Source organism: Streptomyces sp. NPDC001339, from assembly GCF_042895955.1.
Lineage (GTDB): Bacteria > Actinomycetota > Actinomycetes > Streptomycetales > Streptomycetaceae > Streptomyces.
Window position 1 is genome coordinate 960,424 of sequence record NZ_JBIAWT010000001.1, and the last position, 16,957, is coordinate 977,380.

A 16,957-nucleotide genomic window follows, 5' to 3' on the forward strand; every position below is an offset into this window, starting at 1 on the left:
TGCGGCGCAGTGGGGGTCCCCCCGGACGACGTCTGGGGGAGCCTCGATCTGGGGTGGCGGTGGGCGACGGGCGGGCGTCACAGCTGCCCCCATCGGCGGATGGCGGGGGCGACGCGCTGGACGCCGTGCCGGTAGGCGCCGCGGGCGGCCTCGCGGACCGTCTCGCGGGCGACCCGGCGCAGTCCGCCGGCCTCCTCGGGGGTGTCGGCGTAGCCGGGGAGCGGCTCACCGCGCGGGTCCAGGCCGTGCCGGGCGAGGATGCCGGGGAGGTAGCCGGGGGCGGTACGGGGTGTGTAGTACGGGCTGAGCGGCGGCAGGCTGTCGGCTTCGCGCAGCTCGGTGACCCGGGCGCGGGCCGCGTCGAAGGCCTTCTCGTACGCGTACGGGCCCTCGGCGGCCACGCCCTGCCGGGCCAGCCAGTCCCGGTCGGGCTCCGGGCGGTGTCCGGCGTCCAGCTCGTCCCAGGAGGCCAGGCAGCCGGAGCCGAGGAAGTGGTGGTTGCCGAGGACCTCGCGGATACCGAGGTCGGTGAGGACGGCGGTGGGGATGCCGCGGTGCAGCGACTCCAGCGCGGCCGTGGAGCTGACCGTCACCAGCAGGTCGGTGCCGTCCAGGACCTCGCCCATATTGCCGTACACCAGGCGGCAGTTGGCAGGTAGTCCGCCGGGGGCCTTGGCGGCGAGCTTCTGGTAGGGCAGTTCCTCGATGTGCGTGGTGTGCTCGCCCGGCTTGCTGCGGAGCTTGATCAGCACCTGGCGGTCGGGGTGCGCGCGGGCGTGCTCAACCGCCCGGCGCAGCAGGTACGTTCGGTCCGTACGGTTGTCCGGTACGGACGGCTGGGCGGCGAACACCACGGTGTACGGCCGGCGCCGGTCGGCGTGGCCCGGGTAGCTCTCGCCGCCGAGGAAGGGCAGGGCACATTCGACGACGCTGCCGTCGTCGGCGCCGACCCCGCGGTAGACGGCGCGGAACCGGTCGGCGTCGTGCCGGGAGTTGGCGAGAACGACATCCGCGCCGTGCCGCAGCAGCAGCCCGTCCGCGAGCTTCTCGTAGACCACTCCGACATAGCCGGTGACCACCACGGGACGGCGCCCGGTGCCTTGCCAGGCACGGGCGAGACCGTGCAGCATCGCCTGCACCGCGCCGCCGACGCAGGCCAGCACGACTACGTCGTACCGCGGACCGTTGACGGACCGCACACTGTGTTTCATCAGGTCGAGAAAGGCGCCGGCGCGGATCTCCCGCACCGATTCCGCACGGGCGCCGACCTCGTCGAGCTGGCGGACCGTGGGGGTGGCGCGGCCGCGGAGCAGATACCCGTCGAGCCGGCTGTCCGGTTGGATCCGGTACGCTGTCAAAGCACCCCATTTCCACCGGGTATCCGAGTCGGCGAGAACGGCAACTCGCGGCGGTGAGGTCGTCACGGATGGCACATCGAAGACGCTAGGAAGGCATTCCTTTTCCTGGACCAACTGGGCCGCAACAAAGGGTTAACAGCACGCCGACGAACAGCGAACCAGCATATTAATCAGCCGGGTTCACCGTTCCGACATTCTTCGTTCACCTCTGTGCCCGCACCACGTAAAGACGAATGACGGCTCCGCATCTACCGTCACCCGAGTGGTCAAGCTCTCCGTCATCGTGCCGTTCTACAACGTGCAGACATATGCGCCCGACACCCTGAAAAGCCTCGCGGCGAACGCCCGTGACGACTTTGAATTCCTGCTCGTCGACGACTGCTCGCGCGACGAGACCCCGGAGATCCTCGCGCGCGCCGAGCGAGACCTCCCGGGCTCACGAGTGCTGCGGCACGAACAGAACGGCGGTCTGGCCACCGCCCGCAACACCGGCCTGGACGCGGCCCGCGGCGAGTACCTCACCTTCCTGGACGGCGACGACTGGCTCGCCCCCGACTACTTCCCCCAACTCCTCTCAGCCATCGAGGAGTTGGGGTGCGACTTCCTCCGTACCGACCACGTCCAGTGCACCGCCCGGGCCCGCGCCGTCCACCGCGTCCCGCACGGCCGGCGCGGCGTGGTCCTGAACCCGCGCGATGTCATCCTGCCCGCCGATCGCTCCACCCCCGTCGACTACGCCTACGCCTGGGCGGGCATCTACCACCGGCGGCTGCTCGACGACGGCCTGCTGCATTTCCGGGACGGACTGCGCACCGCGGAGGACCGCCCCTGGATCTGGCGACTGCACCGCGAGGCGAAGTCCATGGCGATCGTCGGACTGCTGGGCGTTTTCTACCGGCGCGGGGTGGCATCTTCCCTCACCCAGATCGGCGATGCCCGGCAACTGGATTTCCTTCGCGCTTTCGACCAGGTGATCGAGGAAACCGCACGGGACCGTGATGCGGAAGTACTGCTGCCCAAGGCGGTCCGTACCTATTGCGCGATCATTTCCCACCAGCTCGGCGCAATCGAACGATTCGAACCGCCGATCGCCCGTAAATTGCGCTCGATGAGCGCCGCGGCACTGAAACGCATGCCGCAGGACGTCCTGAAGGAAGCCCTCGATTCGATGGATACGCAGCGCGCGTCCCGGCTGCGACGGCTGCGCCGTCGTCCGGTCTCCGCGGAGGTCGCCGCCTGATGCCCACCCGTCCGCCTCACCCGTCCCATCCGACTCGTCCGCCCCATTCGCCCCATCCGCCCCGTCCGCGTACCCAGATCTTCGTGGCGTCCACGCTCTACGGCGCGGCGACGCTCGCCGCCGCGCTGGACGCCGACCACTTCGCACCGGCCGACCGCCGGCTGCTGCTGGTCTGCAACAGCGCCGCGACCCCGGAGACCACCCCGTCACTGGACACCATGCCCGGCTTCGACCGGCTCCGCGGCCGCTTCGACCGCGTCCTGTCCTGGAACGAGACGATCAGCCCCTTCCACCCCGGCGGCTGGTCGCCCCGCTCCGACGACGCCCCTCTCTGGGAACGCCACCTCCGCCTCCTCTGGGACCTCGGTGACGACCACATCCACCTGGTCCTGGAGTCCATCCAGGTCAACCCGGCCCAGGCGATCGCCCGGCTCTTCGCCGACGCGCCGATCGACATCTACGCCGACGGCCTGATGAGCTACGGCCCCACCCGCAACAAGCTCGATCCTCTGATCGGCACCCGCATCAACCGCCTGCTGTACCTGGACCTGGTTCCCGGCCTGACACCTCTCCTCCTCACCGAGTTCGACGTCGAGCAGCGCCCCGTACCGACCGACGCCTTCACCAAAGTCCTCTCCGAAATCGCCGATGCGGTCGACGAGTTGGCCATCCTGGACGCCTTCCGGCTGCCCGACCGCGCTGCCGAACGCCTTCCCGGCCGCCTACCCGAACGTCTTCCTGGCCGCCTGCCCGATCGCCTTCCCGGGGGCGCCGCCCTCCTCCTCGGCCAGTACCTCTCCGCGCTCGGCATCCTCACCGCCGAGGAGGAGGAAGAACTGCATGTGCGGATGATGCGCGGCGCCGTGGAGCGCGGCCACCGCGAGATCGTCTTCAAACCGCACCCGTCCGCACCAGCCCGCTGGTCGCGGCTGCTGGAACGGGAGGCCGGGAAGCTGGACGTCACCCTGACCGTGCTGGACACCCCGGTTCTCGCCGAGATGCTCTACCAGCGGATGCGCCCCGCCCTGGTCGTCGGCTGCTTCTCCACCGCGCTGCTGACCGCGTCCACCTTCTACGGCCTGCCGGCCGCGCGCACCGGCACCGATCTGCTGCTGGAGCGCCTGACCCCGTACCAGAACAGCAACCGCGTCCCGGTCACCCTCGTGGACGCCCTGGTACCCGACCTCCGCGACACCAGCGAGCAGCCAACGGCCCTCACCACCACCGCCGACGTCGAGGGCCTCATCACCGCGGTCGGCTACGCCATGCAGCACCAGCTCCATCCCCGGCTCCGCCCGGCCGCCGAGCGCTACCTCGCCACCCACCTCGACGCGTACACCCGGCGCTACTTCAAACGTCGCCGGCTGACCGCGCTGGCGCTGCCCGGCGCGATCCCGTCCCAGCTCTCGTTCATCCCGCGCAACGCCACCGTCCGCAGGGTCGCCCGCCGGGCGCGCGCGATACAGCGGCGGCTGAAGAAGCGGGTCGCGTTCGGATGACCACGCCCCCGCGGACGGACGATGCACCGGCGGTCGCGCAGGGCCTGGCCGCCGGCCCCCCGAAGGCCACCATACGAGGACGAGGACGAGGACCGGGGCCAGGACCAGAGCCACGACCAGGAGGTGGAGGACGAGGACAAGGACGCGGACGCGACCCCGGCGGCCCCTCCCGACTCCGCGCCCTCGACGGCCTGCGCCTGCTCGCCGCCCTGATGGTCGCCGGGTACCACTACGCCGGCCGCAGCGGCGACATATCCCAATCCTGGGGCACCTCCCCCGCCCACCAATTCCCCACCACGGCCCCGCTCTTCGCCTACGGCTGCCTGGGCGTCCAGATCTTCTTCATCATCAGCGGCTTCGTCATCTGCCTCAGCGGCTGGGGCCGCACGCTACGGGCGTTCATCGCCTCCCGCGTCTCCCGCCTCTACCCGGCCTACTGGGCCGCCATCCTCCTGGTCACCGCCGTCTTCGCCCTCCCCTGGGTCGCCCAGAAGGCGCTCCCGCCCAGTGAAGTCCTGACCAACCTCACCATGCTCCAGCAGCCACTCGGCGCGCACCGCGTCCTCGGCGTCTGCTGGACCCTCTGGGCCGAGATGCGGTTCTACGCCCTCTTCGCGCTCTGCGTCATCCTTCCGGGCGCCACCCGTACCCGCGTCGTCCTCTTCTGCGCCGGCTGGACCCTGGCCGCCACCGTCGCCCAGCAGGCCCACCACCCCCTCCTCAACACCCTCCTCATGCCCCAGTACGCCCCCTTCTTCATCGGCGGCATCGGCCTCTACCTCCTCCACCGCTACGGCGCCCGCGACCCGATCGCCTGGGCGATAGTCCTGGTCAGCTGGCTGCTCGGGCAGCACTACGCGGTCACCGGCCTCTGGCACGCCCCGTCCGCCCACGCCTTCTCCTACCGCTCGGCGTCCGTCATCATCGCCGTCGTCACCCTCGGCTTCGCCCTGGTCGCCCTCGTCGCCCTGGGCGGTCTGGGCCTGCGCCGGGTCAACTGGCGCCGGCTCACCCTCGCCGGCGCGCTGACGTACCCCTTCTACCTCGTCCACGAACACCTGGGCTGGGTCGTCATCCGCGCCCTGCACCGCACCCTCGCCCTCCCCTCGTACGCGACCCTGCTCCTCACCGTGGCCCTGATGCTCCTCCTGGCCTGGCTACTGCACCGCTACGTCGAACGCCCCCTGACACCACGCCTCAAGCGGGCCATCGACCCCCGGCCCGCGCACCGGCACTAGAGTCACCGGCCCTGGAGTCAGCGCGTACGCGCCGGGGCGAAGGGGATCCCCGAAGCCATGCCGCGGCGGCCGACCATGAGGGACTCACCGAGGAAGCTCACGCCGATGGAGAGCTGGATGGGGCGTGCGTTCTCGTGCATGCCCATCCTCACCGCCAGGATGCCGAAGCCGACGGTGACAGCCAGGGTGCCGAGCAGGGCGAGGAAGGTGCGGCCGGAGTAGCGCTGCCACAGGACACCTCCCTTGTCGACGAGCTGAACGGTGGCGCCACGTAGTGCACCGAGTGCCGCAGCGAGGACGGCACCCGTCATGACCCAGGTGAGGTCGGTGCCGGTCAGGTCCGTCTTCTTGATGAGGGACAGGATGCCTATCCCGGTCAGGACCAGCGGGGCCACGAAGAGCTCCCTCGCATTGACCGGTTCACCGATCATCCGTCTGATCACGACCGCGATCACGACCGCCACGATGATCGCAGCGAGCAGCCAGGGGTTCACGCAGGCACCACCCATCTTTATAGCTTGCTTGAGCTAAAAAAATGGTAGCTCGGTCGTGCTATAAAAGGCAACGTGCCGAAGATCGTGGATCCCGTGGCCCGCCGCAGGGCAGTGGCGCAGGCCGTCCTGTCCGTCGCCGCCCGCCATGGGCTGGAGCACGCGTCGCTGCGCAACGTCGCCGAGGAAGCCGGACTCGCCATCGGGTCGGTCCGCCACTACTTCGCCGACCACGACGAGCTGATGACCTTCACGATGAGGGAGCTGAGCCGGCGCATCGGCGACCGCATCCGCACCCACGCCGAGCGTCTCCTGGCTCCCGACGGCCGCACCGACCGCCGCGCCGGAACAGAAGAGCTCCTGGCCGAGCTCCTCCCCCTGGACGAGCCCCGCCGCCAGGAGTCCGCGCTCTGGCTCGCCTTCACCACCGCAGCACTCACCCGCCCCGAACTGCGGCCCTGCGCCGCCGAAATGCAGGCCGACCTGCATGCTCTGCTGTCGCGCGTGCTGTACGAAGCCCAGCGCGCCGGCGGACTGCCGGACAGCATGGACATCGAACTGGAAAGCACGCGACTGGCCGCCCTCCTCGACGGACTCACCCTCCAGGCAACGCTGTTGCCGGACCGCTATCCGCCGAAACTGCTCCGGCAAGTACTGCGACGGCACCTGGACGCCCTCAGATCTGACAGCTGACCTCCGGCCAATGCGTCCAGCGCGCACGCCTCGGAGACATGAAGGTCGTCGAAGACCACAGCGCGGATCAGGCGAACGCCCTACTTACCGGCGGAGGCGTCCGTGCGGTCACAGGCCGTCGCCTCGATGCCGGCCACGATGATGCGGAGCCCGGTCTCGAAGCTGCGGTCGAGGTCGCCGAACATCTCGCGGCCCGCCTGTGCCGCGAGGGGATAGCTCCCGCCGAGTGCCCGAACGCGCTCGTCCAGGTCGTATGCCGGGTCACGGCTCTCCGGATCACGGCTCGCCGGGTCGCCCGGGACCGGGTAGATCGACTGCTCCTCGATCACCAGCCCGACGGTGAAGTTGTACGCGGTCCACCACGCCCGCGCCGCCTCGCCCAGCGAGAAGCCCGCCTCGGTGAACCGCCTCATGTAGACGTCGAGTGGCTGCGCATAGCTGCGGTCGGTCATCCGCGTACCGCTGAAGACCTTGCCGCCGTCGCGGTACTGGAGCAGTTCCCGGCGGACCGCCCGGCAGCTGCCGAGCACGGCCTCCTGCCAGGTCGCGCCGAATCCCGCTCCGCCGGCGTCCTGGTCCAGCAGGGGCCGGGTCATCCGCCGGAACATCTCGGTGGCCATCTCGTCCAGCAACTCCTGCTTGTTCGCGAAGTGCCAGTACAGCGCGGGTGCCTGGACGTTCAGCTGCTTGGCGATACGGCGGAGGGTGAGGCCGTCGAGCCCCACCTCGTTCAGCAGCCGCAGGGCGGCGTCCACCACCCGTGCCCGATCGATGCGCGAAACCACGTTGACAACTTAACACTGTTAAGCCCATGCTCGGAGACATGGAACTTAACAACGTTAAGGACGGCCTTCCCGTGGCGGACGGAGCGCCCGTGACCGTGGACGTACTGATCGCCGGCGCGGGCCCCACCGGCCTCGCCCTCGGTATCGACCTCGCCCGGCGCGGTGTGCGCGCCCTGATCGTCGAGCGGCAGGACCGCCTCTCCCCCGGCGCCCGGGGCACCGGCCTCCAGCCCCGCACGCTGGAGGTCTACGACGACCTGGGCGTCCTGGACGCCATACGGGCGGTCGGCGGCCTCTACCCGGACACAGCCATCTGGGACGACGGACGGATCGTCGAGACGCACGCGATGATCGAGCGGCGCGAACCCACGCCCGCCGCGCCCTACGCCGACCCCTGGATGGTGCCGCAGTTCCGCAATCTGGAGTTGCTGCGCGAGCGGCTGGCGGAGGTGGGCGGCGACGACGTACTCTTCGGTGCCGAACTCACCGAATTCACGCAGGACTCGGACGGAGTCACCGCACAACTACGGCTCTCCGGCGGGCCCTCCGGCGGCGAGGTGCGCAGCGTCCGCGCCCGCTACCTCGTCGCCGCGGACGGCGGACGCAGCACCGTACGCCGAGCCCTCGGCGTCGGAATGAGCGGGCCGTCGCTGGATCCGGACGCCGCGCCGACCACCCCGGATGTCACACCGACCACGCCGACCACCCCGGGTGTCACACCGGCCATGTCGACCACCCCGGGTGTCACGTCGATAGACCCCGGTGCCGCACTGATCGCGGATGTCCGGGTGGACGGTCTCGACCGGGACCACTGGCACCGCTGGCAGCAGTCGAGCGGCGGCCCCGTCATGATCCTCCCGCTCGCGGGCACCGACTACTTCCAGGCGATCATCGCCATGTTCTCCGAAACGCCGGACACCGCACCGGAGTTCGTCCGTACGGCGATCGCCCAGCACACCCACCTCACCGTCGACCAGATCGGTGAGGTGCTGTGGGCCTCCGTCTTCCGGCCCCGTGCGGGGATGGCCGACTCCTTCCGCATAGGCCGGGTCTTCCTGGCCGGCGACGCCGCGCACATCCACACCCCGGCCGGCGGTCAGGGCCTGAACACCAGCGTCCAGGACGCCTACAACCTCGGCTGGAAACTCGGCCAGGTGCTGCGGTACGGCGCCCCCGATGCCCTGCTCGACAGCTACGAGGCGGAGCGCCGTCCGATCGCCCACCGCATCCTGGACACCAGTACCCGGCTGTACCGCTCCCGCTCCATGCGTCGCGGCCGGGATCTGCACCAGCTCGACATCGGCTACCCCGACAGCCCGCTGACCAGGGAGCTTCGCACGGACGACCTGCCCGAGGACGCCCTTCGGGCCGGTGACCGAGCCCCCGACGCCCCCTGCCACACCGCCGACGGCAAGCCCACCCGGCTCTTCGACATCTTCCGGGGCCCGCACTTCACCGTGCTCGTCCTGGGCGACACAGACGCCGACACAGACGCCGACATCGACGCAGGCACCAACGCCTCCCTCGACGACATGGTCCTGCCCGCCGACCCGGACCTGCTCCGCCTCGTCCGCGTCGGCGGCCCGTCCCCCGACCTGATCGACACCGACGGCCACATCCGCGACGCCTACGGCACCGGGCCTGCCGTCCTCGTCATCCGCCCGGACGGATATGTCGCACTGGCCGCACCGGCGACAGGCGCGGTGAAGCAGGTACGTGCCGCTCTTGCGACGTACGTCGGGACGCCCGACGTCAGCCCCAGAGGCGAGTGAAGTCGAGCCGGACGGTGTGCAAGCCGTCCGGGCCGCCGATGGTCAGATGTCCGGTGGCGGAGAGGCTCAGGGCGCTGCAGCGGTGGAGAAGCGGCAGTGTCCTGAGCTTTCCGCTGGTGAGGTGCCAGAGGTGGAGCTCGGCGTCGTTCCACGCGGCAGCGATCAGTGGGCCGGCGGGGGTGTCGGCGGCGGCGAGGGCGGTGACGAGGGCCGGCCGTTGCTCGACGGGAGATTCCATCGGTTCCTGGGAGGTCTCCCACAGCCGGACCGAGCCGTCGAAGGCGGCGCTGATGACGAAGGTGAGGTCGTCGTCGGGCAGGCGCAGGCAGGTGACGGCGGTGACCGGGACCGTATGGAGGCGGCGGGAGCGTGGCATGGGCCAGTACTCGGTCAGGGACCACATGTGTACTGCTCCGCCGGTGTCGCCGACGGCCACCAGGCCCGACTCGGCGCAGGATCCGAGAGCGGTGGGCCGGGAAGAATTGTCGGCGGAGGCATCGGTGCCGGGCTGGATCGCGCCGTGGTGAGAGGTTATATGCCCGAGCACGGTACCGACCGCGCCCTCCTTGCCCTTGCCCTCGCTCTCGCCCTCGTCCTCGTCCGCATCCGCATCCGCATCCGCATCCGCCGTGAGGCTGTGCAGCGCTCCGGTCTCGTCGAGGATGAGGACCGCGTCGGGGCCGGCTGCGGCGATGCCGCTGGGGCGTATCGCGGTGGGTGAGGGCAGCGTTCCGGTGCGTGCCCCGGTTGCGGGGTCGTGCCGGTGCAGGCGGCCGAGGGGGTCCGAGGCGAGCAGTTGACCGCCGGTTGCCGGGATGGGGCAGTGGGCGGTGACCGGAGTGTCGTGCTGTGCCCACATGGCGGTCCACTGGTGCTGCTCGGCGAGGGGGCGCAGGTATTCGCTGAGAGTGGGGCTGGTGGTGAGGGCGGCGGCGTGCAGCAGGGCGGCGCGTGCGGTGTCGCTGTGTTCGGAGCCGGACAGTTGGGGGGCGGCGCGGTTCCAGATGGTGCGCAGGCCGGTGGGGGCGAGGGTGGTGGGGCTGTGGAGTGCGGCGGTGATGGCCGTGGTGGAACCGTGGATGAGGAACCCCGGATCGGCGAGCAGCGTACGCACCGCACTGCCGTCGCCTTTCACTTCCGCCCCTTCATCTCCGTCTCCGTATTCGTATTCGTCTCCGTCTTCGAATTCGAGGGCGGCGTCGAGGATGTGCTCCCGGCTCGTGTGCGGAGCTTGGTCCCAGATCGGTCTGCCGTCGGTCGTCCGGGGAAGGGCGGCCGCCAGCGTGGTGAAGTCCGCCCGCTGCGGGTCTTGGGAGGTGCCCGGATACGGCGCTGCGCCCAGGTCGATGAGGTGCGGGCCGGCGTTGCTGGTGCTGAGGAGCTCTGTTGTGCCGGTCTCCGCTACGAGTCGCACGTACGGGAACTCCAGGAGCGGGTTGAGGAGTTCCTCGACGATCGTCTCGGGCTGCGCGGAAGGCCGGCCGGAGGGGCCGCGTCCGGCGAGGTGGAGGTCGGGCACCACGAGCAGCAGCGGCCGTTGGTCGGTGGCGACGCGGTCCAGGAGGCGATGTGGGGGCAGAGGACCGTAGCCGAGTTGGCGGCTCATCTCCCAGGAGAGGGCGTCGGTGGTGAGCCCTTCCGAGGGGACAGTGGCATGAGCGGTGGTACGGGGGTGGGTGGCCGCCCCGACGAGGAACCATGCCAGCAGATGGCTCTTGCCGCTCGCCCGGGCGCCGCGGAGCAGGCACAGCCGCGGGAGGCTGTCGTCGGCCGCGGCCGCCCACTGGACCAAGGCCCTTCCGGCGTTTGCCCGATGCGCGTCCAGCGGCGGCCATGCCGCTGTATCGGGCGCCGGCGGAGGGCTTGCGGTGGTCATCGTGCGTCATCCCCCTACTGCGTCACTACTGAGTCACCACTGAGTCATTGCTGTCACTGCCGTCACTACTGCTACTGCTACTGCTACTGCTACTGCTGGGGAGGCTGCGCGGCGGCCTCACGGAGCAGGCGGATTCCTTCGGCCCGGGATTCGGCGGTCTCGCCGTAGGGGAAGTTGTGGGTCAGTTCGGCGTCCGGGAACGTCTGCGCCATCCACAGGGAGCAGTAGTGTCCGGGCATGAAACAGGCCTCCAACTCGGTATGGATACGCAGCACTTGACCAGGCTCGACGCCCGATCCGTGCAGCGCGGACCAAAGTCGCTCCTCGGGATGGAGACCGATACCGCCGGCGCGGGTCACGATCTGCTTCTGACCATCGGCGCCGACGTACTCGAACGCGGCGTACCACTCCGCACCGGCCGTGTCACGGAGATCATCGAGGACCAGCGGCCACCAGCTCTCCCGGTCGGCGAAGGCCTCCGGGTCCAGGCTCCGGAGCCGCCGCTCTGCCGCGGCGAATGCGTCGGCAGCAGCTGGGGGCTGGTCCGTACCGAGGATGGTGCGCAGTGCTTGATCCAGTACGAGAAGGGACTGGGCAAAGACCTCGGGCGAGGTGTTCACGAACCGGGGCGGCTCGTGGTAGCCGAGCAACAGCGCTTGCACGACACCCTCATGGTCGGCACAGATCTCGTATCCCTGGTCGGTACCCAATCGGGCCGGCTCGTGGTGCTCTTCGAACTCGATGACCCGCCCGACGGTCCGGGCGTATTCGCCCAGCGCGACGGGGTCATCGGCGGACGTGGAGAAATAGGGGCCCACCTGCCACGGGACGGCCACCTGCGCCAGTCGACGGACGGCGACGGGCACCGTACGCGGATCGCCTGCCGACTCTTGTCCGAAGTGCCGCAGTTCGCCCTCATGGGCATGCATGGAAAACTCCTCGACGCTTGTGTGACGCATTCCCGGTTGACCGGGGTCGCCGTTGACCGGGGTCGCCATGGATGACTCCGGCTAACCGACCGTCTCGTACACGGCTGAAAGAACACAGTCCCATGTCGGCATGCGCGGGGCGTCCTCTGCCTCCCAGTCGAACTCCTCCGACCAGGCCGGCTCCACCCCCTCGAAGGGGAGCGGATCGGCCCGCATCATCCGCTCCCGGAGCGACACCGCCACAGATTCCGGGTCGGGGATGTCGTCCGACACCGTGTAGTCGTAATGCGGACGCTCGCGTTCGAGCAGATAGAGGAAGAAGAGGAAGGAGTCGAGACTCTGGTTCAGCAGATGCGCCGTGTACTCTCCGTCCGGCAGGCAGTAAACAGCTCCCGACTTCGGGTCCAGGGCGACGACGTCGTAGTGAATCTCACCGATCACCAGCCAGTCCGCCCACCCGTTCGGCATGTCCTGGTACCGGGAAAAGTGACTGAGCTCCGCACATCGACGGAGCCGGCCGGGAGCCCCCTCCTCGAAGAGTCCTCCGTCGATCGCGAAAAAAGAACTGCGGTCATCCGGCAGGCCAGTGTCGACCAGAAGCGAACGAGCCACCTCATGAAGCCCCGCCGGGAGCTTTTCCTCATCCAGCGTCACAAGCTTTTCCGCGGGGAATACCGACTCCATCATCGAGCGGTCGGTGAGCTGGGGCATGTTTCGTCCTGTCGACGCGACGCAATAATTTCCGCGATGCTATCGGAAGCCACCCCTTCGAGTCAATCAGTGCCTCTTATGCCGATTGATGCCGTTGAGGTAATTCTCCATCTGTTCATTCCCCTTCTTTCTGGAAGCGTCCGTGTCGCCGTACTCGACGGAGTGCGAGACTTGTACACCTGCCGGAAGATGCTCCGCCATCCACGCACTGCAGTTTCTGGTACCGGGTCCGGTCGTACATGGCTCCCGCTCGGTATAGAGCTCGGTCATTCCCTTTGAATTCCCGGAGTCCAGGAAGGGTATACCGACCTGACGTTCCGAATGCATACCGGGCCACTTGCTCCGGCCGACAAGGATGAACTCGTTCTCTGCACCCGGCTCTCCGTACCGCGCTGCGGCATAGTTCCGGCTTGTGAAATTCCCCTTCGTCACCCGTCCATAATCTCCCGATTTACCGCCCGCCCCCGTGTTGGCATGCCGCGCCAACTGCGTAGCCTGAGACAGGTCTGTACTACCGAAGGGAACCTGGCGCGAGGGCTTTTTCTTGCGCTGCTCCACCGGAGGCAACGGGTAATTACCGGCCACTCTCCGACCAACGTGGTCATCCCCCTGAAGCCCGATGGGAGTAAGTCGCCTGCGATCCTGATCGGTAAGATCCTGATGTCCCGCAGAGGTAAGCCGGGTAACCTTCCCCTTGTCATCCACATGATACGTCGGCGCGTTGCCGTGCGACTTCTTTCCGATACTTTGGATCTCAGTCGCGATGCTGTCATCGTTCTCGCGATGGTTCAGCTTCATCTTCTTGATTCCGCCGACCATTTTTTCGTCGAGATGCTTGGCGGTTCTCTTGATGCCGGTCTCGAGTCCGTCGATGACCTTGTCGATCATGGGAGCGGCGGCGTTGGCGATGACGTCCTTGCCACGGGTACGGCCGTGGTGGTCCTTGGCCCGGCCGATCTTGCCGCCGGCCTTGTTGCGGAAGGTGCCGCCGGCGCCCTGCAGACCGGTGACCACGTTGTCGTGTGCGTCCGGGTCGAAGGTGAAGCCCCCGCTGCCGGCTCCGCCGCCTCCCCCACCTCCCCCTCCTCCACTCCCACCGCTTCCGCCGCCGGCGGTCAGCAACTGCATGTCGGTGGCGGCCGACTTCCCGGCGTCCTTGCCCGCCTGGGCGGCGTGACCGACATCGATCCCCTTCTGCAGGCCCAGGGCATTGGCCCCGACCTGGACCACCAAGTCGCCGACCATTGCCCCCAGCGCTTCCTCCACAGGGGTCAGGGCGACGCTGACGATCTGCTCGACCACCTGCTCGCAGACCTCTTTGATGATCCTGCGGACGGCGAGACGGGTGGCCTGGGTTCCGGCCAGTGCGCCGAGCTCGGACAGGCCGAAGGTGAAGGGGGCGGCGGCCTGTGCGGCGATCACCTCGGCCGCGAGGATGGCGAGTTGGGCGATGGCCCCGATCTTGGCGCCCTCGATGAGGACGGCCACGGCATCCATGGCCGTGGCAGCCAGGCGACCGCACTCGGCAAGCCCTTTCAGATGCTTCCCGTTGATCTTGCCCCAGTGGGCGTTGAGGGCCTCCACCCCCAGCGAACCGCCCGACGCCCCCACCAGGCTCTGAATCACCTGATGTGCCTGGTTGGCGCCGTGATCGATGTCGTCGGCGAACTCCCGCAAGGAGTCCGCCATGTCGCGATAGTCGTCCTCGTCCACGTTCGGCCACGACACACCGATGATGTCGAGTATCTCGTCCGCCCACCCCGGCAGCACCACACCCACGTGAACACGCCCCCCCGATCGAATTCGAACGGAGAGACGTTCTCATCCACGTGACGGTTCCTCAAGCCCGATGCGGTCACATTCCTTCCGCATTCCGCGAGGAAGCGATATTCCGTGAGGAAGCGATCGCGGCTGACCTCAAGCGCAGCAGGCCGGGCCTCCCTTCACGAGACCCCCTGCGCGAGGCCCCCGAGCACGAGGCCCCCGTGCACGAGGCCCCCACCTACGGATGTCCGCAGGTGGGGGCCTCGTATCAGGGACGGGCGCCGGAGGGGGGTTGGGGCGCCCGGGGCGGTATCCCGCCCAGATGGTTTCTCACAGGTGATGCCGGGGCTGTCAGAGGGCCAGGCCGCTGAAGAGCCCGGGAGAGCGGGAGCTGAAGAGCCCGGGAGAGGAGGAGCTAAAGAGCCAGAGAGAGCAGGAGCACGCACGCCATTCCGACGACCGAGATCAGGGTCTCCATCACCGACCATGTCTTCAGCGTCTGGCCGACGTTCATGCCGAAGTACTCCTTGACCATCCAGAACCCGGCGTCGTTGACATGGCTGAAGAAGAGCGAACCACAGCCGATCGCCAGCACCAGCAGCGCGCCATGGGTGGTGCTCATCTCCGCGGCGAGCGGGGCCACCAGTCCGGCCGCGGAGATGGTGGCCACCGTCGCGGAACCGGTCGCGAGCCGGATGGCGACCGCGATCAGCCAGGCGAGCAGCAGCGCGGAGATGTGCCACCCCTTGGAGAGGTCCAGGATCATCTGGCCGACACCGGCATCCACCAGCGTCTGCTTGAAGCCGCCGCCGGCGCCGACGATCAGCAGCACCCCGGCGATGGGCGCGAGCGACTTCTCGACGGTGGTGGCGATCCGGCCGCGGGTGAAGCCGGCCGACCGGCCGAGCGTGAACATCCCGACGACGACGGCGGTCAACAGCGCGATCAGCGGCGAGCCGACGACGTCGAAGACCTTCCGGACGGTGTGCCCCGGATCGTCGACGACGATGTCCGCCAGCGCCTTGGTCAGCATCATCGCCACCGGCAGCAGCACCGTGGCAACGGTGATCCCGAAGCCCGGCCGCTTCTCCAGCTCGTCCGAAGCGCGCTCCGGCACCAGCCTCTCGGGAGGACGGACATCGACCCACCGGGCCGCGTAACGGGAGAAGACCGGCCCCGCGATGATCCCGGTCGGGATCGCGACGACCACACCGAGCGCCAGCGTCACCCCAAGGTTCGCGCCGACCGCGTCGATCGCCGCCAGCGGCCCGGGGTGCGGCGGGATCAGCCCGTGCATCACGGAGAGTCCGGCCAGCGCCGGGACACCGATCCGCATCAGGGAGAAGTTGCCGCGCTTGGCGACCAGCAACACCACCGGGATCAGCAGCACGATCCCGACCTCGAAGAAGATCGGCAGCCCGACGATCCCGGCGATCAGCACCATCGCCCAGGGCATGACCCGGCTTCCCGCCCTGGCCAGGATCGTGTCGACGATCTGGTCCGCGCCACCGGAGTCGGCGAGCAGCTTCCCGAGGACCGCGCCGAGCGCGATCAGTACGCCCGTGCCCGCGACCGTCGCGCCCAGACCGGCCGAGAAGCTGGCGATGGCCTTGTCGAGCGGCGCCCCGGCCGCCGCGCCGAGCGCCAGCGAGCCGACGATCAGCGACAGAAAGGCGTGCAGCTTGAACCGGGTGATGAGCAGGACGATGACGGCTATACCGGCCAGGACGGCGATGCCCAGCTGTGCGTGACCGGCCGAGGTGATGGGCTCGGTCGCATCCGCTGCGAGCATCTCGACGCTGAGATGTGTCACGGCGATTCCCTTGCGTGGAGGGGAGGGAGAGGGTGGGAGAAGGGCTACACGGGGTCTGCGGGCTACGGGGGTCTGTGGGGTCTGTCGCTACAGGGCCTGTGGGCTACGGGGTCTGTCGCTACAGGGCCGTAGGACGACGGGCGCGGTCCGCGCTCGGAGTGCGGCCACCGCCCGCCCGGCGATCTCCTCCGGCGTCCCGGAGACATCCACCGCGACACCCGCCTCATCGCGCCCCAGCGGTTCGAGCGTGGCGAACTGGGAGTCCAGCAGCGCGGTCGGCATGAAGTGGCCCTTGCGCTCGGCCATCCGCGCCTCGATCAGCGCACGGTCGCCGGTCAGATGCAGAAAGACGAGACCGGGGGCGCCGTAGCTGCTGCCGGGGGTGCTGCCGGGAACGGCGGCGGCCCGCAGCCGGTCGCGGTAGACCCGCTTGAGCGCGGAGCTGCTGACGATCCCGCCCCGCCCGGCCCGGCCGCGCGCCCAGGCGCCGATCGCATCCAGCCACGGCCCGCGGTCGTCGTCGTCCAGCGGTGTACCGGCCGACATCTTGGCGATGTTCGCCGCCGGATGGAAGTCGTCACCCTCGGCGTACGGAACGCCCAGTGCGGCGGCGACCAGCGGACCGATGGTCGTCTTGCCGGTACCGGCCACACCCATCACGACGATGACGTCAGTGGCTGCGGGGGTGGCCGCAGGGGTGGCCGCGGGGGTGCTCATCCGGTGGTACCTCGCTGTCTTCGTCGACCCCGTACGGCACCCACTGAAACCCATTAGGTATGACGTATTCA

Annotated in this window: 14 protein-coding genes; 5 read left to right on the forward strand and 9 right to left on the reverse strand. The window is 69.0% G+C overall.

Translation table 11 applies throughout. The annotated features are described in order from the left end of the window. Positions 1-77: 77 nt before the first annotated feature. On the reverse strand, positions 78-1,433 hold the full coding sequence (locus ACFY12_RS04100) for a DUF6716 putative glycosyltransferase (protein ID WP_390714120.1): 1,356 nt from the start codon (positions 1,431-1,433) through the stop codon (positions 78-80). A 187-nt stretch (positions 1,434-1,620) separates the two neighbouring features. On the opposite strand from ACFY12_RS04100, the gene ACFY12_RS04105 reads away from it, so the two are divergent. From ACFY12_RS04105 to ACFY12_RS04115, 3 genes are read left to right on the forward strand one after another with little or no spacing between them, the layout of a single operon-like run. Then, positions 1,621-2,598 (forward strand): glycosyltransferase family 2 protein, encoded by a 978-nt coding sequence (locus tag ACFY12_RS04105; protein WP_390714121.1) that lies wholly within the window; start codon positions 1,621-1,623, stop codon positions 2,596-2,598. Beyond that, positions 2,598-4,097, forward strand: a complete 1,500-nt coding sequence (locus ACFY12_RS04110; RefSeq protein ID WP_390714122.1) for a polysialyltransferase family glycosyltransferase — start codon at positions 2,598-2,600, stop codon at positions 4,095-4,097. Before ACFY12_RS04105 ends, ACFY12_RS04110 begins: the two co-directional genes overlap by 1 nt. Beyond that, positions 4,094-5,335: an acyltransferase family protein gene (locus ACFY12_RS04115; RefSeq protein WP_390714123.1), complete on the forward strand. Its 1,242-nt coding sequence runs from the start codon at positions 4,094-4,096 to the stop codon at positions 5,333-5,335. The genes ACFY12_RS04110 and ACFY12_RS04115 overlap by 4 nt, the downstream gene beginning before the upstream one ends. Before the next feature lie 17 nt (positions 5,336-5,352). Here ACFY12_RS04115 and ACFY12_RS04120 read toward each other — a convergent pair whose 3' ends face one another. Next, positions 5,353-5,829, reverse strand: coding sequence for a DUF1453 domain-containing protein (locus tag ACFY12_RS04120; RefSeq protein WP_390714124.1), 477 nt, complete (start codon positions 5,827-5,829; stop codon positions 5,353-5,355). A 72-nt stretch (positions 5,830-5,901) separates the two neighbouring features. On the opposite strand from ACFY12_RS04120, the gene ACFY12_RS04125 reads away from it, so the two are divergent. After that, positions 5,902-6,519, forward strand: a complete 618-nt coding sequence (locus tag ACFY12_RS04125) for a TetR/AcrR family transcriptional regulator (protein WP_390714125.1) — start codon at positions 5,902-5,904, stop codon at positions 6,517-6,519. A gap of 80 nt (positions 6,520-6,599) precedes the next feature. Here ACFY12_RS04125 and ACFY12_RS04130 read toward each other — a convergent pair whose 3' ends face one another. Then, positions 6,600-7,304 carry a TetR/AcrR family transcriptional regulator C-terminal domain-containing protein gene (locus ACFY12_RS04130; RefSeq protein WP_390714126.1) on the reverse strand — a complete coding sequence of 235 codons (705 nt, stop codon included), beginning with the start codon at positions 7,302-7,304 and terminating at the stop codon, positions 6,600-6,602. Between the two features lie 38 nt (positions 7,305-7,342). On the opposite strand from ACFY12_RS04130, the gene ACFY12_RS04135 reads away from it, so the two are divergent. Continuing rightward, positions 7,343-9,076, forward strand: coding sequence for an FAD-dependent monooxygenase (locus tag ACFY12_RS04135; RefSeq protein ID WP_390714127.1), 1,734 nt, complete (start codon positions 7,343-7,345; stop codon positions 9,074-9,076). Here the strand turns inward: ACFY12_RS04135 and ACFY12_RS04140 are convergent. The 6 genes from ACFY12_RS04140 to ACFY12_RS04165 form a co-directional block, all read right to left on the reverse strand. Then, complete coding sequence (locus ACFY12_RS04140) at positions 9,057-10,952, reverse strand: hypothetical protein (protein ID WP_390714128.1); 1,896 nt, start codon at positions 10,950-10,952, stop codon at positions 9,057-9,059. The genes ACFY12_RS04135 and ACFY12_RS04140 overlap by 20 nt on opposite strands. Before the next feature lie 89 nt (positions 10,953-11,041). Next, the gene (locus ACFY12_RS04145) at positions 11,042-11,881 is read right to left on the reverse strand and encodes a nucleic acid/nucleotide deaminase domain-containing protein (protein ID WP_390714129.1); all 840 of its coding nucleotides are present in this window, start codon (positions 11,879-11,881) and stop codon (positions 11,042-11,044) included. 81 nt (positions 11,882-11,962) lie between these two features. Then, the gene (locus ACFY12_RS04150) at positions 11,963-12,592 is read right to left on the reverse strand and encodes an SUKH-4 family immunity protein (RefSeq protein ID WP_390714130.1); all 630 of its coding nucleotides are present in this window, start codon (positions 12,590-12,592) and stop codon (positions 11,963-11,965) included. Between the two features lie 66 nt (positions 12,593-12,658). Continuing rightward, positions 12,659-14,371, reverse strand: a complete 1,713-nt coding sequence (locus ACFY12_RS04155) for a nucleic acid/nucleotide deaminase domain-containing protein (RefSeq protein ID WP_390714131.1) — start codon at positions 14,369-14,371, stop codon at positions 12,659-12,661. Positions 14,372-14,771: 400 nt separating this feature from the next. Further along, positions 14,772-16,169 (reverse strand): gluconate:H+ symporter, encoded by a 1,398-nt coding sequence (locus tag ACFY12_RS04160; protein ID WP_390714132.1) that lies wholly within the window; start codon positions 16,167-16,169, stop codon positions 14,772-14,774. Positions 16,170-16,256: 87 nt separating this feature from the next. Next, positions 16,257-16,886 (reverse strand): gluconokinase, encoded by a 630-nt coding sequence (locus ACFY12_RS04165; protein WP_390714133.1) that lies wholly within the window; start codon positions 16,884-16,886, stop codon positions 16,257-16,259. Positions 16,887-16,957 lie beyond the last annotated feature (71 nt).